General features: G+C 73.6%; 15 protein-coding genes. 12 read left to right on the top strand and 3 right to left on the bottom strand.

Annotated features, from left to right (window positions below; all coding sequences use genetic code 11):
- Nucleotides 1-33: 33 nt before the first annotated feature.
- Nucleotides 34-2136: a putative bifunctional diguanylate cyclase/phosphodiesterase gene (locus tag ACA511_RS32180; RefSeq protein ID WP_375028450.1), complete on the top strand. Its 2103-nt coding sequence runs from the start codon at nt 34-36 to the stop codon at nt 2134-2136.
- A gap of 59 nt (nt 2137-2195) precedes the next feature.
- On the opposite strand, the gene ACA511_RS32185 is transcribed toward ACA511_RS32180, so the two are convergent.
- A complete protein-coding gene (locus tag ACA511_RS32185; RefSeq protein ID WP_375028451.1) occupies nt 2196-2444 on the bottom strand; it encodes a DUF6458 family protein in 249 nt (82 codons plus the stop codon).
- Between the two features lie 166 nt (nt 2445-2610).
- Between ACA511_RS32185 and gatC the strand changes: the two genes are divergently transcribed.
- From gatC to gatB, 3 genes are read left to right on the top strand one after another with little or no spacing between them, the layout of a single operon-like run.
- Entirely contained in the window at nt 2611-2961 is a 351-nt protein-coding gene (gene gatC, locus ACA511_RS32190) for an Asp-tRNA(Asn)/Glu-tRNA(Gln) amidotransferase subunit GatC (protein ID WP_375028452.1), read from the top strand.
- A gap of 1 nt (nt 2962) precedes the next feature.
- A complete protein-coding gene (gene gatA / locus ACA511_RS32195) occupies nt 2963-4462 on the top strand; it encodes an Asp-tRNA(Asn)/Glu-tRNA(Gln) amidotransferase subunit GatA (protein ID WP_375028453.1) in 1500 nt (499 codons plus the stop codon).
- Between the two features lie 14 nt (nt 4463-4476).
- Entirely contained in the window at nt 4477-5961 is a 1485-nt protein-coding gene (gene gatB / locus ACA511_RS32200) for an Asp-tRNA(Asn)/Glu-tRNA(Gln) amidotransferase subunit GatB (protein WP_375028730.1), read from the top strand.
- 43 nt (nt 5962-6004) lie between these two features.
- Here the strand turns inward: gatB and ACA511_RS32205 are convergent, their stop codons facing one another.
- Nucleotides 6005-7120 carry a PQQ-dependent sugar dehydrogenase gene (locus ACA511_RS32205; RefSeq protein WP_375028454.1) on the bottom strand — a complete coding sequence of 372 codons (1116 nt, stop codon included), beginning with the start codon at nt 7118-7120 and terminating at the stop codon, nt 6005-6007.
- 439 nt (nt 7121-7559) lie between these two features.
- Between ACA511_RS32205 and ACA511_RS32210 the strand changes: the two genes are divergently transcribed.
- The 4 genes from ACA511_RS32210 (at nt 7560) to ilvC (ending at nt 13996) form a co-directional block, all read left to right on the top strand.
- The gene (locus tag ACA511_RS32210; protein ID WP_375028455.1) at nt 7560-10391 is read left to right on the top strand and encodes a putative bifunctional diguanylate cyclase/phosphodiesterase; all 2832 of its coding nucleotides are present in this window, start codon (nt 7560-7562) and stop codon (nt 10389-10391) included.
- 126 nt (nt 10392-10517) lie between these two features.
- Complete coding sequence (locus ACA511_RS32215; RefSeq protein ID WP_375028456.1) at nt 10518-12404, top strand: acetolactate synthase large subunit; 1887 nt, start codon at nt 10518-10520, stop codon at nt 12402-12404.
- 5 nt (nt 12405-12409) lie between these two features.
- The gene (ilvN, locus tag ACA511_RS32220) at nt 12410-12934 is read left to right on the top strand and encodes an acetolactate synthase small subunit (protein ID WP_375028457.1); all 525 of its coding nucleotides are present in this window, start codon (nt 12410-12412) and stop codon (nt 12932-12934) included.
- A 78-nt stretch (nt 12935-13012) separates the two neighbouring features.
- Complete coding sequence (gene ilvC, locus ACA511_RS32225; protein WP_375028731.1) at nt 13013-13996, top strand: ketol-acid reductoisomerase; 984 nt, start codon at nt 13013-13015, stop codon at nt 13994-13996.
- A gap of 88 nt (nt 13997-14084) precedes the next feature.
- Here ilvC and ACA511_RS32230 read toward each other — a convergent pair whose 3' ends face one another.
- A complete protein-coding gene (locus ACA511_RS32230) occupies nt 14085-14891 on the bottom strand; it encodes a hypothetical protein (RefSeq protein WP_375028458.1) in 807 nt (268 codons plus the stop codon).
- A 139-nt stretch (nt 14892-15030) separates the two neighbouring features.
- On the opposite strand from ACA511_RS32230, the gene ACA511_RS32235 reads away from it, so the two are divergent.
- The 4 genes from ACA511_RS32235 (at nt 15031) to ACA511_RS32250 (ending at nt 19979) form a co-directional block, all read left to right on the top strand.
- Complete coding sequence (locus ACA511_RS32235) at nt 15031-15639, top strand: PadR family transcriptional regulator (protein WP_375028459.1); 609 nt, start codon at nt 15031-15033, stop codon at nt 15637-15639.
- Nucleotides 15636-16352 carry an ABC transporter ATP-binding protein gene (locus tag ACA511_RS32240; RefSeq protein ID WP_375028460.1) on the top strand — a complete coding sequence of 239 codons (717 nt, stop codon included), beginning with the start codon at nt 15636-15638 and terminating at the stop codon, nt 16350-16352. Before ACA511_RS32235 ends, ACA511_RS32240 begins: the two co-directional genes overlap by 4 nt.
- Nucleotides 16349-18328, top strand: coding sequence for an FtsX-like permease family protein (locus tag ACA511_RS32245; protein ID WP_375028461.1), 1980 nt, complete (start codon nt 16349-16351; stop codon nt 18326-18328). The genes ACA511_RS32240 and ACA511_RS32245 overlap by 4 nt, the downstream gene beginning before the upstream one ends.
- A gap of 103 nt (nt 18329-18431) precedes the next feature.
- Nucleotides 18432-19979 carry a DUF2079 domain-containing protein gene (locus ACA511_RS32250; protein WP_375028462.1) on the top strand — a complete coding sequence of 516 codons (1548 nt, stop codon included), beginning with the start codon at nt 18432-18434 and terminating at the stop codon, nt 19977-19979.
- The last annotated feature ends 339 nt before the right edge of the window (nt 19980-20318 follow it).

Here is a 20318-nt window from a genome sequence, read left to right on the forward strand (position 1 = left end):
GGGGACGGCCCCCCGAACCCCCCCGAGGATGTGATGAAGGACCCGAACAACACCCGGAACACGGCCCCGCGCCGCGGCTCCCCGTTGTGGATCTACTTCGTCGTGGTCATCCTGCTCGGCATCACGGCCGGCGGGGCCGCGTTCTCCGGGCTGAGCGCGGCCGACCTGGACGCCCTCGTCAGCTCGCCCGTGTTCTGGATCCTCGGCTGCTTCATCATCTTCGGCGAGCTCCGCCCGATCATCACGCCCGGCTCCACCGAGAACAACGGCGCCACCACCTCCACCACCTTCTCCTTCGCCGCGCTCCTGTACGCCGGCCTGCCCATCGCCGCCGCCCTCCAGGCCGTCGCCGTCATCACCTGCGGCATCCTCCGCGGCCGCGCCCCGCACCGGATCGCGTTCAACGCCGCCCAGTACACCCTCAGCCTCGCCGCCGCGCAGCTCGTCCTCGCCCTGTTCGGCGACCTCGCCACCCCGTCCAGCCTGTGGGTGCCGCACGGCTCCGACCTGCCCGCGATCGCGCTCGCCGGCGCCGTCTACTTCGCCTGCAACGACACCCTCGTCGGCTCCGCCGTCGCCCTGCACGCGCGCGTCTCCCTGGTCAAGGCGCTCCGCCTGGACCTCGCCTACCAGGTCCTCGTCCACCTCGCGCTGCTCGGCCTCGCCCCGCTGATGGTCGTCGCCATGGACCGATCGGCCCTGTTCGTGCCGCTCATCGTGCTGCCGTTCATCGCCGTCTACATGAACGCCTCGGTGTCCGTCCGGCGCGAGCACCAGGCCCTGCACGACGGGCTGACCGGGCTGCCCAACCGCAAGCTGCTGATCGTCCGCACCGAGGAGGCGCTCGCCGAGGCGCGCGGCGCCGAGCGGCGCCGCGCCAGCGCCCTCGCCGCCCGCCGCCGCAAGGCCGCCGAGCCGCCCGGCCACCGCGCCGGGCTCTTCCTCCTCGACCTCGACCGCTTCAAAGAGGTCAACGACACCCTCGGGCACCCCACCGGCGACCGGCTGCTGCAACTCGTCGCGCACCGGCTCACCCACAGCGTCCGCCCCGGCGACCTCGTCGCGCGGCTCGGCGGCGACGAGTTCGCGGTGCTGCTCCCGTCCGTCCGCGACGAGGCCGCCGCCCGCGAGGTCGCCGTCCGGCTGCGCGCCGCGCTCAGCGAACCCGTCCGGCTGGACGGCATGTCGTTCGACCTGGAGGCCAGCGTCGGCATCGCGCTGTTCCCCGACCACGCGCCCGACTTCGAACTGCTCCTGCAGCGCGCCGACGTCGCCATGTACAACGCCAAGGAGGCGCGCACCGGCGTCGAGATCTACTCCCCCCGCAGGGACCGCAACTCCCCGGAGCGGCTCGGCATGCTCGGCGACCTGCGCCGCGCCATCGACCGCTCCGAACTCGAACTCTTCTACCAGCCGAAGGTCTCGCTGCGGGACGGCCACCTCGTCGGCATGGAGGCGCTGCTCCGCTGGCGGCACCCCGACAAGGGGCTCCTCGAACCCGCCGCGTTCCTGTCCGTCGCCGAGCAGACGTACCTGATGCGCTCGATCACCCACTACGTCGTGACCGCCGCGCTCGCGCAGACCGCCGCCTGGTGGCGCGAGGACCTCGCCGTCCAGGTCGCCGTGAACGCCTCCGGCCGCGACCTGCTCGACACCGGCCTCGCCGAGACCATCGAGGAGGGCCTGCTCGCCCGCGGCCTGCCCGCCGCCGCGCTCCAGCTGGAGATCACCGAGCGGATCCTGATGAACGAGCCCGCCTACGCCTCCGACACCGTCAGCGCCCTCGCCGACCTCGGCATCCCGCTCAGCCTGGACGACTTCGGCACCGGCTACTCCTCACTCGTGCGGCTCAAACGGCTGCCCGTCGAAGAGATCAAGATCGACTCCTCGTTCGTCCGCCGCCTCGCCGACTCCGCCGACGACGCCGTCATCGTCCGCTCCATCGTCGACCTCGTCCGCACCCTCGGCCTCCGCTCCGTCGCCGAGGGCGTCGAAGACTCCGCCACCGCCGAGACCCTCCGCGACATGGGCTGCGACGCCGCCCAGGGGTGGCACTTCGGCCGCCCGATGGACGCCGAGACCGCCACCGCCTGGCTCCGCCGCCACGCGCGCAAGGCCCCGGAACCCGCGGCCTGAACCACGGGGCCGATCCCACCGTCACGGCGTATCCGTGGCAGGCGGTGCCGGGCGTCGGGTCAGTAGCCGCGGCGGCGGGCCTCGAAGTCGTCCTCGTAGTACTCCTCGCGGACGCGCGGCGGGGGCCGGCGCACGGCGGAGCGGCGGGCCGACACGATCCGGACGATGCCGATGACGAGCCCGATCAGGCCGCCCAGCATCAGGATCACGCCGACCAGCCGGATGTCGATGCCGCTGAACTCGTAGTTGACCGCATAGGCCAGGATCGCGCCGATGATGATCAGGGCGATGCTGCCGCCGATGGTCACGGCGGTCTCCTCTCGTCGTCCCGGGGGTGGACGGGACAAGCGTTCCCCGTATGCGGAGTTGAAACGGCGCGCCGGGATCATGCCCGGGTAAACCGGTCGGGTCGCGGGGCGCCCGGCCCATAGGATGGCGGGGAACCCACTTCATCGCAGGAACGGTCTCTCTCCCATGCATGATGAGCACGCCGCCTCCGATGGATCCGCCGGGGACGGAGTCACCGGTGGAGCCATCACCCGCGACGAGGCAACGCACCTCGCCCGGCTGTCCCGGCTGGCGCTCGGCGACGATGAGCTCGGCCATCTCGCCGCCCAGCTCGACCAGATCATCTCCGCGGTCGCGCGGGTGCAGGAGGTCGCGGCGGAGGACATCCCGCCCACCTCGCACGCGCTGCCGCTGACCAACGTCTACCGGGCGGACGAGGTGCGCCCGTGCCTCACGCCCGAGCAGGCCCTGGCCGGCGCGCCCGCCGCCGAGGGGCGGCGCTTCCGCGTCCCGCGGATCCTGGACGAGGAGGCCTGACGTGAGCGAGCTGGTGAGGAAGGGCGCGGCGGAGCTCGGGGAGCTGCTCGCCGCCGGCGAGGTGTCGGCCGTCGAGGTGGCCGGTGCCCATCTGGACCGCATCGCGGCCGTCGACGGGCAGGTCAACGCGTTCCTGCACGTCGACCGGGACGCGACGCTGGCGCAGGCGCGGACGGTGGACGAGCGGCGCGCGGCGGGGGAGGAGCTCGGCCCGCTGGCCGGCGTGCCCATCGCGCACAAGGACGTGTTCACCACCACGGACATGCCCACCACCGCCGGGTCCAAGATCCTTGAGGGCTGGCGGCCGCCGTACGACGCGACCGTCACGGCGCGGCTGCGGCGGGCCGGGCTGGTGATCCTCGGCAAGACGAACATGGACGAGTTCGCCATGGGCTCGTCCACCGAGAACAGCGCCTACCGGACCTCGCACAACCCGTGGGACCTGGAGCGCGTCCCGGGCGGCTCGTCCGGCGGGTCGTCCGCGGCCGTCGCCGCGTACGAGGCGCCGCTGTCGACGGGCACCGACACGGGCGGGTCCATCCGGCAGCCCGCGGCCGTCACCGGCATCGTCGGGATGAAGCCCACCTACGGCGGCTCGTCCCGGTACGGCGTGATCGCGTTCGCGTCGTCGCTGGACACGCCCGGCCCGTTCGCCCGGAACGTCCTGGACGCGGCGCTGCTGCACGAGGCGTTCAGCGGCCACGACCCGATGGACTCCACGTCGGTGAGCGAGGCCGTCCCGCCGGTCGTGGAGGCCGCGCGCCACGCCGACGTCAACGGCCTGCGGGTCGGCGTCGTCAAGGAGTTCGCCGGCGAGGGCTACGAGGCGGGCGTGTCCGCCCGGTTCACCGAGGCGGTCGAGTTGCTGGAGTCGCTCGGCGCGAAGGTCGTCGAGGTGTCCTGCCCGAACTTCGCCTACGCGCTGCCCGCCTACTACCTGATCGCGCCGTCGGAGTGCTCGTCCAACCTCGCGCGCTTCGACGCGATGCGGTACGGCCTGCGCGTCGGCGACGACGGCTCCCGCAGCGCCGAGGAGGTCATGGCGCTGACCCGCGCCGAGGGCTTCGGCCCCGAGGTGAAGCGGCGCATCATGCTCGGCACGTACGCGCTGTCGTCGGGCTACTACGACGCCTACTACGGCAAGGCGCAGCAGGTCCGCACCCTGGTCAAGCGCGACTTCGAGGCCGCGTTCGAGCAGGTGGACGTGCTGGTCTCGCCGACGACGCCGACCACCGCGTTCCCGATCGGCGAGCGCGCCGACGACCCGATCGCGATGTACCTGGCCGACCTGTGCACCATCCCGGCCAACCTCACCGGCAACGCCGCGATCTCGGTGCCGTGCGGCCTGTCGGACGGCCTGCCCGTCGGCCTGCAGATCATGGCCCCCGTCCTCGGCGACGACCGCGTCTACCGCGTCGGCGCCGCAGTCGAGCGGGCCCTCGAAGAGCGCTGGGGCGGCCCGCTGCTGGCCCAGGCCCCGGAACTGGTGGAGGCGAAGTGACCACCCCGACGCTGATGGACTACGACGAGGCGCTGGCCAGGTTCGAGCCGGTGCTCGGGATCGAGACGCACATCGAGCTGGGCACCGCGTCGAAGATGTTCTGCGGCTGCCCGACCGGTTTCGGGGCGGAGCCGAACACGCAGGTGTGCCCGGTGTGCCTCGGGCTGCCGGGGGCGCTGCCGGTGACCAACCACGCGGCGATCGAGGGCATCATCAAGATCGGCCTGGCGCTGAACTGCGACATCGTGGAGTGGTGCCGGTTCGCCCGGAAGAACTACTTCTATCCGGACATGCCGAAGAACTTCCAGATCTCGCAGTACGACGAGCCGCTCTGCGTGGACGGCCACCTCGAGGTCGAGGTCGAGGGCGAGACGTACCGGATCGAGATCGAGCGCGTCCACATGGAGGAGGACACCGGCAAGTCGCTGCACGTGGGCGGCTCGACGGGACGCATCCACGGGGCGGAGTACTCGCTGGTCGACTACAACCGGGCCGGCATCCCGCTGGTGGAGATCGTCACCAAGCCGATCCCGGCGACCGGCGACCGCGCGCCGCTCGTGGCGCGGGCGTACGCGACGGAGCTGCGGGAGCTGGTCCGGTCGCTCGGCGTGTCGGACGTCCGCATGGAGCAGGGCTCGATGCGCTGCGACGTGAACGTGTCGCTCATGCCGCGCGGCGCGCACGAGTGGGGCACCCGGACGGAGACCAAGAACGTCAACTCGCTGCGGTCGGTGGAGCGGGCCGTCCGGTCGGAGATCGAGCGGCAGGCCGGGGTGCTGGACGCCGGCGGCCGCGTGATCCAGGAGACCCGCCACTTCCACGAGGAGACCGGCCGCACGACCAGCGGGCGCAGCAAGGAGGAGGCGCAGGACTACCGGTACTTCCCCGAGCCCGACCTCGTCCCGATGGCGCCGGCGCGGGAGTGGGTCGAGGAGCTGCGCGCCTCGCTGCCGGAGCTTCCGGCGGCGCGCCGCCGCCGCATCCAGGGCGAGTGGAGCCTGTCCGACCTGGAACTTCGGGACGTCGTCAACGCCGGCGCCGTCGACCTCATCGAGGCGACGGTCGCGCAGGGCAGCGACGCCGCCGCGGCGCGCAAGTGGTGGATGAACGAGCTGTCGCGGCGCGCCACCGAGCAGGGCGTCGAGCTGGCGGACCTGCCGATCACGCCGGAGCAGGTCGCCCGGGTGCAGGCGATGATCACGGCCGGGGAGCTGAACGACAAGCTGGCCCGCAAGGTGTTCGAGGGCGTCCTCGCGGGCGAGGGCACGCCGGACGAGGTCGTCGCGAAGCGGGGCCTGAAGGTCGTCAGCGACGAGGGCGAGCTGTCCTCGGTCGTCGACCAGGTGATCGCCGACAACGCGGACGTGGCCGACAAGATCCGGGCCGGGAAGGCCGCCGCCGCCGGCGCCCTCGTCGGCGCCGTGATGAAGGCGACCCGCGGGCAGGCCGACGCCGGGCGGGCGCGCGAGCTGATCCTGGAGAAGCTCGGCGCGTCCTGACCCGCGGCGCACGCCGTCCCGCGGCCCGGCCGCGGGACGGCGGTCAGCCGAGCGGCACGCGCAGGACGCGGTCGTCGTCGGACGCCGGGTCGCCGCGGCCGTCGCGGTTGCTGGTCGTCAGCCACAGGGAGCCGTCCGGGGCCTCGGAGACGGCGCGCAGGCGCCCGAAGTCGTCCTCGAAGCGCGCGACCGGACGGCCCGCCTTGCCGTTGCGCAAGGGCACCTGCCAGAGGCGTTCGCCGCGCAGGGCGGCGGCCCACAGGGAGCCGTCCGCGAAGGCGAGGCCGGACGGCGACGCCTCGTCCGTCGTCCACGTCAGCAGCGGTTTCGTGAAGCCGTCGCCGCCGTCCTCGTCGCCCTCGACCTCGGGCCAGCCGTAGTTCCCGCCCTTCCGGATCAGGTTGATCTCGTCGAAGCGGTTCTGCCCGAACTCCGTGGCGTAGAGGCGGCCCTCGCCGTCCCAGGCGAGGCCCTGGACGTTGCGGTGCCCGTACGTCCAGACGCGGTTGCCGAAGGGGTTGCCGGGGGCGGGCTCCCCGCCGGCGGTGACGCGCAGGATCTTGCCGCCGAGGGAGTTCCGGTCCTGGGCGAGGGGGCCGTCGCCGGTCTCGCCGGTCGCGATGTAGAGCATCTTGTCGGGGCCGAACGCCAGCCGCCCGCCGTTGTGGTTCGGGCCCTTCGGGATGCCGGTGACGATCGGCTCGGGTGTGCCGAGGCGCCCGTCATAGGTGGCGCGGACGACACGGTTGTCCGACGCGGCCGTGTAGTACAGGTAGATCAGGTGGTCGGTCGAGTACGACGGGGACACCGCTACGCCGAGTAGCCCGCCCTCGCCCTGCGGCTGCACGCCGGGCACCGTGCCGGCGGTCGTCGTCCTCCCCGACGGCGCGACCCGCACGAGGCGGGCCGAGTCGCGTTCGGTGACCAGGGCGTCGCCGCCGGGCAGGAACGCCACCGCCCACGGCACCTCCAGCCCCGCCGCCACCGTGCGCGGCTTCCCGTCCGTCCCGGCGGACGGGCTGGACGAGAGCGGCGGCGTGCGCCCGCTCTCGCCGTCCCCGCCGTCCCCGCCGTCCCCGCCGTCCCCATCGGACGGCGAGGACGAGCAGCCCGCGAGGACCACGGCGGCCGAGACCAGGACGATCGTGTGCAGTCGCATGAACGCCTCCCGTAGGTAGTACGGATCCGGCGGGCAGGTCGTTCCCCGTCACCGAGCGTCATGCCGGGGCAAGACTCCGATTCCGTGACGATCGGCTTTCGGACGTCCCAAAGTGGTACGCGACGAGGTCGTTTGTCGCCGGGAGGACGCCCAGCCTCAATCGCTCCGTGACCTACCGAACGTACAGTGAGCGACACGGTGATCCCGTAGTGCAGCAACGTCGCTGATCCCAGGCGGGCGGCTCCGGCAGGCAGGCTCCCCCCAGGCAGGCCGGTTCGCTCGCCACCGCACTGCGCCGACCCTGCGCGGGGCACGATCCGTGACCTTCCGGCCGTTGTACGAGCGGCGAGGGTCGTGGACCCACTCTCCCCCGGCGTGCGGCGTCGCCGTCCGCGGGGGCCGATCAGCTCCACCCGGGGGCAGGAAGGGACACGGCGCGATGAGCGGCGACTACGCCAGGCGGATACCGCCGCGTGCGCTGCCGGTCGCCATGGCCGCGGTCGTCGGCCTGCTCTACGCCACCGGTTCGCTGCTCGGCTGGGGCGGCCGGGCCTTCATCGCCTGGGCGGAGGCGGGTGCCGCGGGTGCCGCGGCCATCTCCCTGCTGCTGTCGTCCCGGCGGCCGGACGGCGCGCCGGCGGAGCCGGGCGCCCCGGGCGGGATCTGGCGGGCGTCGCGGCGCTGGTACGGCATTGCCGCCGCGTCCTGGTTCGCGGGCGCGGTCGGCAGCGCGCTGGCGGACGGCGCCGGCCGCAGCGCCCTGTCCCTGTCGGTGCCCGACCTGTTCTACCTGGTCGCGCTGGTCGCGCTGGGCACCGGTCTCGTCGTGCCCGTCCGGCTGCCGCGCGACGCCGGCACGTGGCTGCGCTACGTCGCCGACACCTACGTCTGCGCCTGCGCGCTGTTCGTCCTCGGCTGGGTCGCGCTGTTCGGCACGCTGTACCACCGGTCGGGGGAGTCGCCGTCGCAGTTCGTGCTGGAACTGCTGTACCCGCTGATCGACATCGTGTTCGTCTGCGGCGCGCTGCCGTTCGTCCTCGGCGCCGCGCGCGGGCACCGCCGGCTCGCCTGGATGGGGTACGGCGCGCTGACGGCCATCGCGGTCGCCGACGTCGTGACGACCCTCGTCCGGCTGGACGGCGGCGGGCCGGCCGACGACCCGTCCGACATCCTGCGCCTCGCCGGGCTGCTGCTCCTGCTGCTGGTGCCGTGGACGGGCCCGGCCGCCGAGCCGGACCTGCCCGTCGACGACATCCCGGCGGGCGTCGAGATCGACGGCGAGGAGTGCGGCCGCATGCTCGGGCCGGGCATCGCGCCCGCCGCGATCGCCGCCGCGGCGGCGCTGTTCATCGCGGGCCACTCCGTCACCGGGCAGAACGGCCTGGAGCCCGGCGTGTCGATCGCCGCGGGCTCGGCCGCGCTGGTGCTGATCGCGCGCCTCGCCGGGCTGCTGCGGGAGAACGACGCGCTGCGCCGGGCGGTCGACACCGGCGAGGAGCACTTCCGGACGCTGTCGGAGAGCATCAACGACGCGGTCCTCATCTGCGACCTGGACGCCACCGTCCGGTACGCCAGCGCGGGCGCCCTGCGCATGTACCACTACACGTCCGACGAGCTGCTCGGACGGCCCCTGAACGAGCTCGTCCACCCGGAGGACGTGCCGCACCTCCAGGCGGTGTTCACCGAGTTCCTGGACGAGCAGGCCGACCTCGGCGGCCCCGACGACGTGCTGCGGGTGTCGTGCCGGGTGCGGGCGGCCGACGGCACGTGGCTGCCGACCGAGTCGACGATCTCGCGGTACAGCGGCGCGGACGGGACGCCGGCGCGGCTGCTGGTCACGACGCGGGACCTCAGCGAGCAGGCGGCGCTGCAGCGGCAGGTCGCGCACCTGACGTTCCACGACGGGCTGACGGGCCTGCCGAACCGGTCCTACTTCGAGGAGCGGACGCGGGAGGTGCTGTCCCGGCAGCCGTCCGGCGGCAAGGTGGCGGTCGTGTTCGTCGACCTCGACGGGTTCACCGCCGTGAACGACTCGGAGGGCCACGCGGCCGGGGACCAGGTCCTCGCGCAGGCGGCCCGGCGGCTGCGCGCGAACGTCCTGTCGGACGACACGGTGGCGCGCTGGGGCGGCGACGAGTTCGCCGTCCTCGTGCAGCTGCCGCCGGACGACGGTGAGACACGCGCCACAGTGGAGCTCGCCGGACGGCTCCTGCGCGTACTTTCGGTCGACCCATACCAGGTCGGCGACAAGCACATCGTGCTGACCGCGAGCGTCGGCATCGCGTTCGCCGGGGACGAGGAGGAGCCCGGCGCCGCGGGCGACGGCTCGGACGCGGGCCGCAGGATCCGCCGCACCGCCGCCGACCTGCTGCGCAACGGCGACCTCGCGATGGCCCGCGCCAAGGAGGCGGGCGGCGGGCGCGTCGAGGTGTACGCGCCGCACATGCACGCCGACGTCGTCCGGCGGCTGGAGCTCGGCAGCGACCTGCAGACCGCGCTCGCCGAGGAGCAGTTCGCGGTCGAGTTCCAGCCGGTGGTGGACCTCGGCACGTCCCGGGTGACCGGGGTGGAGGCGCTGCTGCGCTGGTGGCGGGGGAGCGAGGCGGTGCCGCCGGAGGAGTTCATCGGCCCGGCGGAGGAGTCCGGCCTGATGGTCCCGCTCGGCGAGTGGGTGCTGCGGGAGGCGTGCCGCGAGGTCGCCCGCTGGCGCCGCGACTCCTGGGACGTCGGCCTGTCGGTGAACTTCACCGCCCGGCAGATCGCCGCGCCCCGGTTCACCGAGTCGGTCGCGGCGGTGCTGGAGGAGACCGGGCTGGCGCCGAGCGCGCTCACCCTGGAGGTCCGCGAGGAGGTCCTGGTCGAGGACGCCGGGCAGAACGTGGCGCGGCTGTCGGAGCTGCGCGACCTCGGCGTCCGGCTCGCGATCGACGACTTCGGCACCGGGTACGCCTCGCTGGCCTACCTCGGTCAGCTCCCGGTCGACATCATCAAGATCGACCCGTCGTTCGTGGCGGGGCTGGGCTCGGACGAGACGCTGACGCTGCTCACCCGCACGATCGTGCGGCTCGGCAGCGACCTCGGGCTGACCGTGGTCGCGGAGGGCATCGAGCGGCCCGAGCAGCTGGAGCTGCTGCGCGAGATGGGCTGCCCGCGCGGCCAGGGCTTCCTCGTGGCGCGGCCGATGGCGGCCGGGCGGGTCGAGTCGCTGGTGCGGACGAATCTCGGCGCGCGGAACCGCCCCGGCGACGTCGCGCTGCCCCTTCCGGGCTGATCCGCGCCGGGTGCGCCGCAGCACAGCTGTCTCAGATGCTGAGAATTAGTGTCCACGGATTTGACCGGGGGCCGGACATCGGCGAAAGTAGGCCCGTGCAGAGCACTTCCACCATCCTCGTAGTACTTGGCCGGCGCGCGGGCTGACCAAGCTTCTCGTCCTGCGCGCCTCCCCTCGACCGCTCCACGGCGGCGGGGGTTTTTTGTTGCCCGGCGAGCCAAGACACACTCCCCAAGGAACCGCAGAATCATGACGACCGAACAGATGACGGGAGCCCAGGCGCTGGTCCGCGCCCTGGAGAACGTCGGCGTCGACACCGTGTTCGGCATTCCGGGTGGCGCGATCCTCCCGGCGTACGACCCGCTGTTCGACTCCAAGAAGCTGCGCCACATCCTCGTCCGGCACGAGCAGGGCGCCGGTCACGCCGCCCAGGGCTACGCGATGGTGACAGGCAAGGTGGGCGTCTGCATGGCCACGAGCGGGCCCGGCGCGACCAACCTCGTCACGGCGATCTCCGACGCCTACATGGACTCGGTGCCCATCGTGGCGATCACCGGCCAGGTCGCGTCCTCCCTCATCGGGACGGACGGCTTCCAGGAGGCCGACATCGCCGGCATCACGATGCCGATCACCAAGCACAACTTCCTGGTCACCGAGGCCGCCGACATCGGCCGGACGATCGCCGAGGCGTTCCACATCGCGGGCACCGGGCGCCCCGGCCCCGTCCTGGTCGACATCGCCAAGGACGCCCTCCAGGCGACCGTCGGCTTCGAGTGGCCCGTCCAGCTCCAGCTGCCCGGCTACCGGCCCGTGACCCGGCCGCACTCCAAGCAGGTCCGCGAGGCGGCCCGGCTGATCGCGGCCGCCGAGCGCCCGGTGCTGTACGTCGGCGGCGGCGTGCTGAAGGCCGGCGCGTCCGCGGAGCTGAAGGTCCTCGCCGAGCTGACCGGCGCGCCCGTCGTCACCACGCTGATGGCCAAGGGCGCGCTGCCCGACAGCCACCCGCTGCACATGGGCATGCCGGGCATGCACGGGAGCGTCGGCGCGGTCGGCGCGTTGCAGCGCGCCGACCTGCTGGTCACCCTCGGCGCCCGGTTCGACGACCGGGTCACCGGCAAGCTGGACGGGTTCGCGCCGCACGCCAAGGTCGTGCACGCCGACATCGACCCGGCGGAGATCTCCAAGAACCGGCACGCCGACGTCCCGATCGTCGGGGACGCCCGCGAGGTCATCGCCGACCTGATCGTCGCCGTGCAGAACGAGCACGAGCAGGGCAACCGGGGCGACTACACCGACTGGTGGCGGCAGCTCGACGCCTGGCGGGACACGTACCCGCTGGGCTACGACACCCCGGGCGACGGCTCGCTGTCCCCGCAGTACGTCATCGAGCGGATCGGGCGGATCGCCGGGCCGGACGCCTACTACGTCGCTGGCGTCGGCCAGCACCAGATGTGGGCCGCGCAGTTCATCAAGTACGAGCGGCCGGGCGCGTTCCTGAACTCCGGCGGCGCCGGGACGATGGGCTACGCCGTCCCCGCGGCGATGGGCGCCAAGGCCGGCGCGCCGGACACCACCGTCTGGGCGATCGACGGCGACGGCTGCTTCCAGATGACCAACCAGGAGCTCGCGACCTGCGCGATCGAGGGCATCCCGGTGAAGGTCGCGATCATCAACAACGGCAACCTCGGCATGGTCCGGCAGTGGCAGACGCTCTTCTACAACGAGCGCTACTCCAACACCGGCCTCCGGCCCCAGGCCGAGCACGCGGCGAAGCGGATCCCCGACTTCGTCAAGCTGGCCGAGGCGTACGGTTGTGTCGGCCTGCGCTGCGACAGGGCCGAGGACGTCGACGAGGTCATCGCCAAGGCCATGGAGATCAACGACGCGCCGGTCGTGATCGACTTCGTCGTGCACGAGGACGCCATGGTCTGGCCGATGGTCGCGGCCGGCACCACCAACGACGACATCAAGATCGCGAGGGACATGGCGCCCGAGTGGGAGAACGGAGACTGACCCCGATGAGCCTGCACACCCTCTCGGTGCTGGTGGAGAACAAGCCCGGCATACTCGCCAGGGTCGCGGCGCTGTTCTCCCGGCGCGGCTTCAACATCGAGTCCCTGGCGGTCGGCACCACCGAGCACCCCGACATCTCCCGGATGACGATCGTGGTGAACGTCGCCGACCTGCCCCTCGAACAGGTCACCAAGCAGCTGAACAAGCTGATCAACGTCCTGAAGATCGTCGAGCTGGACTCCACGGCGTCCGTCCAGCGCGAGCTCGTCCTGGTGAAGGTGCGCGCCGACGCGGAGACACGGTCGCAGGTCCTGGAGACCGTGAACCTGTTCCGTGCCAAGGTGGTGGACGTCGCGCCGGACGCCGTCACCATCGAGGCGACCGGCAACCGCGACAAGCTGGACGCCTTCATCCGGGTCCTGGAGCCGTTCGGCATCAAGGAACTGGTGCAGTCGGGCATGGTGGCCATCGGCCGCGGCGCCCGGTCCATCACCGACCGCTCGCTGCGGGCCATCGAGCGCAGCGCGTGAACCCGTCTCATGACAGCGCGTGACACCTCGACAACGTGACACGTATTAACAACGAAAGGCGACAGCACTGTGGCTGAGATGTTCTACGACGACGCCGCCGACCTGAGCGTGATCCAGGGCCGGCACGTGGCGATCATCGGCTACGGCAGCCAGGGGCACGCGCACGCGCTCTCCCTGCGCGACTCCGGCGTGGACGTCCGGGTCGGGCTCCGCGAGGGGTCGGCCAGCCGGGAGCTGGCGGAGGCCGAGGGCCTGCGCGTCGTCACCCCGGCGGAGGCGGCCGAGGAGGCCGACCTCATCATGCTGCTGGCCCCGGACCACCACCACCGGGAGATCTTCGAGAAGGACATCAAGCCGGCGCTCGTCGAGGGCGACGCGCTGTTCTTCGGCCACGGCTTCAGCATCCGCTACGACCTCGTCCAGCCGCCGGAGGGCGTGGACGTGGCGATGGTCGCGCCGAAGGGCCCGGGGCACCTCGTGCGCCGCCAGTTCGTCGCCGGGCGCGGCGTGCCGGTGATCGTGGCCGTGGAGAAGGACACCTCCGGCAACGCCTGGCCGCTGGCCCTGTCGTACGCCAAGGCGATCGGCGGCCTGCGCGCGGGCGGCATCAAGACGACCTTCACCGAGGAGACCGAGACCGACCTGTTCGGCGAGCAGGCCGTGCTGTGCGGCGGCGTCTCCGAGCTGATCAAGACCGGGTTCGAGGTGCTGACCGAGGCCGGCTACCAGCCGGAGGTCGCCTACTTCGAGGTCCTGCACGAGCTGAAGCTGATCATCGACCTCATCTACGAGGGCGGCATCTCCAAGATGTACTGGTCGGTGTCCGACAACGCCGAGTACGGCGGCTACAGCCGCGGCCCGCGCGTGATCACGCCGGAGACCAAGGCCGCGATGAAGAAGATCCTCGGCGAGATCCAGTCCGGGCAGTACGCCAAGGAGCTGGTGGACGAGTTCGAGGGCGGCCAGAAGCAGTTCCAGCAGTACCGGGACGAGCTGGCCGGTCACCCGGTCGAGAAGACCGGCGCCGAGCTGCGCCCGATGATGAGCTGGCTGAACGACTGAGTCGTCCGTATAGGGCGCGGGGGCGGGTGCGCTCCCGCGCCCTCGCGCGTCGGCCGCCGGTCCGCGTCTCGGCGGGCCGGCCGGCGCGTCAGGTGCGCAGCCGGCGCAGCAGCCGGGTCAGCGGCGAGGCGCCGCCGGAGCTCTCGGCCACGAAGAGCGCCAGGTGGCCGCCCTTGGTGAAGTAGACGGCGACGTCCTTCGGGCCGGCGGTCCGCCGCTGCGGGCCGGTCCGCAGGCCCTCGGCGCGGACGGAGCCGAAGCGGGCCTCGCGGGTGACGCCGAGCGAGGTCGCCGCCACGTGCACGTCCCAGCGTCCGGGCTCCACGGCGGCCGGGTCGGCGACGGCCTCGAACCCGCGGGCGCCGTCCGGGCGGGGCTCGGCGGGGAAGCCGTGCTCCTTGCCGGACGTCCGCTCCCGGAGGATGACGTCCACGGCGGTGTGGTCGGTCTCGACCCGCTGGAGCGCGGCGACGCCGCGGATGCGCACCGTGCGGCCCTGCCAGGCGACCGCGTCCAGCCGGTGCTCGACGCCGACCTCGGTGGTGATGTCGGCGTCCTGCCGGGGGACGCCGCGCAGGTAGGGGTACATCGCGTAGATCCGACCGCCGACCACGACGGCGCCCGCGGGGCTGCCCTCGACCTCGTCGCGGATCAGCCGCTCCAGTTCCTCGCGCAGGCCGTGCTGGATGCAGAACGCCCGGAGCCGGACGGACGCGGGCATGGCGGCGCGGGCGGCCTCGCTCAGCCCCTCCTCGCCGATGACGCGGCGGGTGCCCTCCACGAGCCGCTCGCGGTGGCCGGGGTCGAGGCCCAGGTAGCGGTGGTCGTACACGCGCAGCACGTCGTGCAGGACGCTGGTGAGGCAGTTCGAGGTCGCGGTGCGGTCCGAGGTCACGGGTCTCTCCTGATCGGCCGGGGACAACGGTCACGTTAAGGCTCCGGCCCGTCGCCCACAGTGAAATCCCGGCGGTGTGTCCTCGCGGATGCATACTCGGTATTGCCCTAGGGATACTCGGTATGCATACTTGGTAGGCATGTCGATCCGTCACGGCCTGCTGGCACTGCTGTCCCAGGGGCCCCGCTACGGCTACCAGCTGCGCGCCGAGTTCGAGTCCTCCACCGGCGCCACCTGGCCGCTCAACATCGGGCAGGTCTACTCCACCCTCTCCCGGCTCGAACGCGACGAGCTCGTGACCCGCGTCGGCGCCGACGACGAGGGCCGCTTCGTCTACCGGATCACCCCGGCGGGCGACGAGGACGTCCGGCGCTGGTTCGCCACCCCGATCGTCCGGGCCGACCGCCCGCGCGACGAGCTGGCGATCAAGCTGGCGATGGCCGTCACCACGCCGGGGGTGGACGTCGCCGCGGTCGTCCAGTCCCAGCGCACCGCGACCCTGCGCACGCTGCAGGACCTCACCCGGCTGAAGGCCGGCGCGCCCGCCGTCCCCGCCGAGCCGGGGGACCGCGCGTGGCGGCTGGTGCTGGAGTCCATGATCTTCCAGGCCGAGGCCGAGGTCCGCTGGCTGGACCACTGCGAGTCGTACGCGGTGCGCACCGGGCCCGCCGCCCCGCCCGCCGCCGAGGCTCCCGCCGGAACCCCCGCCGAGGGGCCCGCGCAGACCGGCGAGGAGGCACGCCGATGACCGTGCTGGCCATGCGGGACGTCTCCCGCGACCACGGTTCCGGGCCCGCCCTCGTGCACGCCCTCTCGCGGCTCACGCTGGACGTCGCGGCGGGCGAGTTCGTCGCGGTGATGGGGCCGTCCGGCTCCGGCAAGTCGACCCTGCTGACGCTCGCCGGCGGGCTCGACACGCCCACGTCCGGGCAGGTCGTCGTGGACGGCGCCGACCTCGGCGCGCTGAGCCGGGCCCGCCGCTCCGCGCTGCGCCGCCGCGCCGTCGGCTACGTCTTCCAGGACCTCAACCTCATCCCCAGCCTCACCGCCGCCGAGAACGTCATGATGCCGCGCGAACTGGACGGCGTCCGCGCCCGCCAGGCCCGCCGCGAGGCGCGGCACGCGCTGGACGAGGTGGGCGTCGGCGACCTGGCCGACCGGTTCCCCGACGAGATGTCCGGCGGCCAGCAGCAGCGCGTCGCGATCGCCCGCGCGCTCGTCGGCGACCGCCGGCTCGTCCTCGCCGACGAGCCGACCGGCGCGCTCGACAGCCGCACCGGCGAGGACGTCATGCGGGTCCTGCGCGGCCGCTGCGACGCGGGCGCGTCCTGCCTGATGGTCACGCACGAGTCGCGGCACGCCGCCTGGGCCGACCGGGTCGTGTTCCTGCGCGACGGCCGCCTCGTCGACGCCACCCCCGGCCGCTCCACCCCCGAGACCCTGCTCCAGGAGGCGCCGTGAGCCGCTGCGGATTCGCGTTCCGGCTCGCCCGGCAGGACGCGCTGCGCGCCAAGGGCCGCACGGCGCTCGTGCTGTGCATGATCGGGCTGCCGATCGGCGTCGTCGTCATGATGTCGGTCCTGCAGGCCACGACGGCGGCCCGGGACCGGTCGGCCGGTCCGGGCGGCGCGTCCGGCGCGTCCAGCGCGGAGACCGCCGTGCTGGCGCTGATCATCGCGATGGTCGTGCTGGAGGTCGTGCTGCTGGCCGGACCGGCGTTCGCGGTGGACGTCCGGCGCCGCCGCCGCGACCTCGCGCTCGTCGCGGCGTCCGGCGGGGCCGGCCGGCACCTGCGCGCCGTCGTGCTGACGAGCGGGCTGCTGCTCGGCGGGACGGCCGCGGTCGCCGGGGCCGCGCTCGGCATCGCCGGCGCCGCCCTGGTCAAGGGGATCGCCGAGGCCCGGGGCGCCGCACCGCTCGGGCCGCTGACCGTCCCGTGGCTCCTCGTCGGCGTGACCATGCTGGTCGGCGCGGGCAGCGGGCTGCTGGCCGCGCTCGTCCCCGCCGCGCAGGCCGCGCGGATGGACGTCGTCGCCGCCCTCGCCGGGCGCCGCGAACCGCCCGGCCGGGGCCGGCGTGGCTGGCCGGTCCTCGGCGGCGCGCTCGCCGTCGCGGGCGTGGCGCTGTGCCTGGAGGGCGTGCGGAAGTGGCGCGAGTTCGGCGCCGCGATCGGGGCGGCGGCGATCATCATCGGGCTCGTGCTCGCCTGCCCGTGGATCACCGGTGCGGCCGGGCGGGCCGCGCGGCCGCTCCCGCTGCCGCTGCGCCTGGCCGTCCGGGACGCCGCCCGCAACCGGGCCCGCACCGCGCCCGCGGTCGCCGCGATCATGGCGGCCGTCGCCGGGATCACCGCGCTGGCCATCGGGGGCGCCAGCGACTTCCGGCAGGAGCAGGTCGAGTACCAGGCGCGGCTGCCCATGGGGTCGGCGCTGGTCCGGCCGCCGCTGGGCCGGGCGGACGAGGTCGGGGACGCCGTCCGGCGCGACCTGCCCGGCGTCCCCGTCGTCGCGCTGAAGGCCCTGCCGGGGCCGGACGGGGTGTGCGCGGGCGACGACTGGGCGCGGTGCCCCGCCGTCACGTTCGCCGCCGAGCGCGACGCCGACGCCTCCTTCGACCTCATGGACAACGTGGTCGGCGGCGCCCGCGAGGCCCGGATGGTCCTCGGCCACGACGATCCCGCCGTCGCGGCGGCGCTGGACGCGGGCAAGGTCGTGCTCTTCCGCGCCCGGCCCCCGGCCGGCGGGACGACCACGGCCAAGGTCTTCTACTGGGCGGACGACAAGGAGCACACGGTCCGGACGATCAGGGATCTGCCGGCCGTCGCCGCGCCGGGGGACCCGCACGTGCGGGCCATCGTCCCGCCGGAGGCCGCCGCGAAGATCGGGCTGCCCGTCCGGACGGAGGCGTTCGGCGTCGACCGCGCCGACCACCGCGTCACCGAGGCCGAGCGGGCGCGCCTGGACCGGACCCTGGACGCCTTCACCCGCGAGGACGGGTCCGTCTACGTCGAGCGCGGCTTCACCGACTCGTTCGGGAAGGTCACGCTGATGCTGGCCGGAGCCGCGGCCGCCCTCGCGCTCGGCGGCTCGCTCATCGCGACCGGGCTGGCGTCCGCCGACGCGCGCCCCGACCTCGCGACGCTCGGCGCCGTCGGCGCCCGGCCGGGCACCCGCCGGATGCTGACCATGGGCCGGGCCGCGTTCATCGCCGCGCTCGGCTGCTGGCTCGGCATCGCGGGCGGCCTCGTCCCCGGCATCGCGGTGACCCACCCGCTCACCGGCGACGTTCCGGACGGCGTCCCCGCCCACGGCGTGATCGTCGACGTCCCGTGGACGCTGCTCCTCGCGGTCGGCCTCGGGATCCCGCTCCTCGTCGCGCTCGTCGCCGGGGCGTCCACCCGCTCCCGGGTCCCGATGACCCGCCGCGCGGGGGGCTGACGGGGGCGGGCGGGGAAAGCCGCGGTCATGGGAGGTGCTCCGGCGGGGGAAACGCGCGGGGCGGAGACCGGCCGCGCGCCGGACCGGTGGTAGCGTCCGGCGCGTGGCCGAGGTCGTCGTGGCGCACGGGCCCGCTCGCGAGGTCCCCGCCGGTACCGGGGGAGACACCCGGCGCCGCCGCGCGCTGCTCGCCGCGCTGATCGCGGCGAGCGCGCTGCTGTACGCGGCGTACGCGCTGCTGCGGCTGCGCGCCTTCCGGACCGGCAGCTACGACCTGGTGATCTTCGACCAGGCGGTCCGCTCCTACAGCCGCTTCGACCTGCCGGTCGCCATGGTGAAGGGCGTCCACAACGGGTTCGGGCCGCACTTCTCCGTCCTCGGCGACCACTTCTCGCCCGTCCTGGCCGTCCTCGCGCCGCTCTACTGGATCCACGACGGCCCCGAGACGCTCCTCGTCGCGCAGGCCGTGCTGCTCGCCCTCGCGATCTGGCCGATCGCGCGGTACGCCGAACGCCGGCTCGGCCCCCGCGCCGCGTACTGCGCGGCGGGCGCGTACGCGCTGTCCTGGCCGATCGCCGAGGCGCTCGCGTTCGACTTCCACGAGGTCGCGTTCGTCCCGCTGCTGTCGGCGCTGCTGGTCGAGCGGCACGACGCCGGGCGGCGCGTCCAGGCGGCGGTGGCGGCGTTCGCGCTGCTGCTGGTCAAGGAGGACATGGGGCTCCTGCTCGCCGGCTTCGGCCTCTACCTGCTCACCCGGCCGGACGAGCAGGACGGCGAGCGGCGGAGGCCGCGCGACCTGCTGCCGCGCGGCGACCGGCGGGCCGGCCTCGCCTACGTCGTGGTCGGCCTGGTCGCCACCTGGGTCAGCTCCCGCGTGCTCATCGCGGCGTTCGGCGGCGACAACGGCTACTACTGGGCCTACGGCGCGCTCGGCCCGGACGTCCCGCACGCCGCCGTCCACGCCCTCACCCACCCGTGGGACGTCGCGACCGTGCTCGTCGACCCGCCGCAGAAGGTCGTGACGATGGCGCTGGTCGTCCTCCCGCTGCTCCTGCTGCCGCTGGCGTCCCCGCTGACCCTCGCCGCCGTGCCGCTGCTCGCCGAGCGGATGCTCGCGAGCCGCTTCGGCAACTGGTGGGAGCCCCACTACCACTACAACGCGTTCATCATCGCCGTGCTCGTCCTCGCGGCGGTGGACGGCGCGGCGCGGCTGCGCGGGCGGCTGCGCGGGCGGCTGCGGGCGGCGCGGCGGGCCGCGCCCCTCCCGCCGATGGCCGCGGTGCTGGCCGCCACGCTCGTCTGCGTGCCGCTCTTCGCCTACCGGCACCTGGCCGATCCGGCGCTGTGGCGGCAGAACGAACGGGCCCGCGCCGCGTCCGCGGCGGCGGCGGCGATCCCGGACGGCGCGCTCGTCGAGGCGGCCAACGGCGTCGGGCCCGCGCTGACGTCCCGCACCCGCGTGCTGCTGTGGGACGAGCGGTCGCGCGGCGCCCCCTGGGTGGTCGCCTACGTCGGGCGGCTGGAGTTCCCGTTCTCGTCGGTCGCCGAGCAGCGGCGGCGCGTCGGCGAACTGGAGGCCGCCGGGTACCGGCAGGTCTTCCGGCGGGACGGGTACATCGTGCTGCACCGGGACGTCCCCGACCCTTGGTGAGGCAAATCGCGATCGTTTGGACAGATTGTCCAGTGACCTATGGGTGAGATCACGGTCAGAATGCCGGTGAAGGTACCGTTCGGATAAATATCCCTATCGTTTCTGGGTACTTTGCCTGATACTTGAAGAAAGCCGTGACGGCCGCGGCCGGTGCGGGGTGGACCTGCGCGAACACTCACGTGACCGCCGCCGGATCGGGCCTTGAGGCGGAGTGCATGAGCGGTGTGAAGGTGATCCAGGGCGACGGTATGTCACCGGCCGGGGACGACGCGGAATTCCCCGCGGGCGCGGCAATCCCGCGGGTAGGCAATTCGTTGAATATCGGTGCGGAGTCATGAC

The sequence above is a fragment of the Actinomadura sp. GTD37 genome, from assembly GCF_041951365.1.
In the GTDB taxonomy this organism is placed as follows: Bacteria; Actinomycetota; Actinomycetes; order Streptosporangiales; family Streptosporangiaceae; genus Spirillospora.

Bases quoted from the DNA above. Each gene is read 5' to 3' on its own strand.
- ACA511_RS32205 (WP_375028454.1), bottom strand. From the start codon at position 7,120: ATGCGACTGCACACGATCGTCCTGGTCTCGGCCGCCGTGGTCCTCGCG.
- ACA511_RS32240 (WP_375028460.1), top strand. From the start codon at position 15,636: ATGACCGTGCTGGCCATGCGGGACGTCTCCCGCGACCACGGTTCCGGG.
- ilvC (WP_375028731.1), top strand. From the start codon at position 13,013: ATGTTCTACGACGACGCCGCCGACCTGAGCGTGATCCAGGGCCGGCAC.
- gatB (WP_375028730.1), top strand. From the start codon at position 4,477: ATGGACTACGACGAGGCGCTGGCCAGGTTCGAGCCGGTGCTCGGGATC.
- ilvN (WP_375028457.1), top strand. From the start codon at position 12,410: ATGAGCCTGCACACCCTCTCGGTGCTGGTGGAGAACAAGCCCGGCATA.
- ACA511_RS32180 (WP_375028450.1), top strand. From the start codon at position 34: ATGAAGGACCCGAACAACACCCGGAACACGGCCCCGCGCCGCGGCTCC.
- ACA511_RS32235 (WP_375028459.1), top strand. From the start codon at position 15,031: ATGTCGATCCGTCACGGCCTGCTGGCACTGCTGTCCCAGGGGCCCCGC.
- ACA511_RS32210 (WP_375028455.1), top strand. From the start codon at position 7,560: ATGAGCGGCGACTACGCCAGGCGGATACCGCCGCGTGCGCTGCCGGTC.
- gatC (WP_375028452.1), top strand. From the start codon at position 2,611: ATGCATGATGAGCACGCCGCCTCCGATGGATCCGCCGGGGACGGAGTC.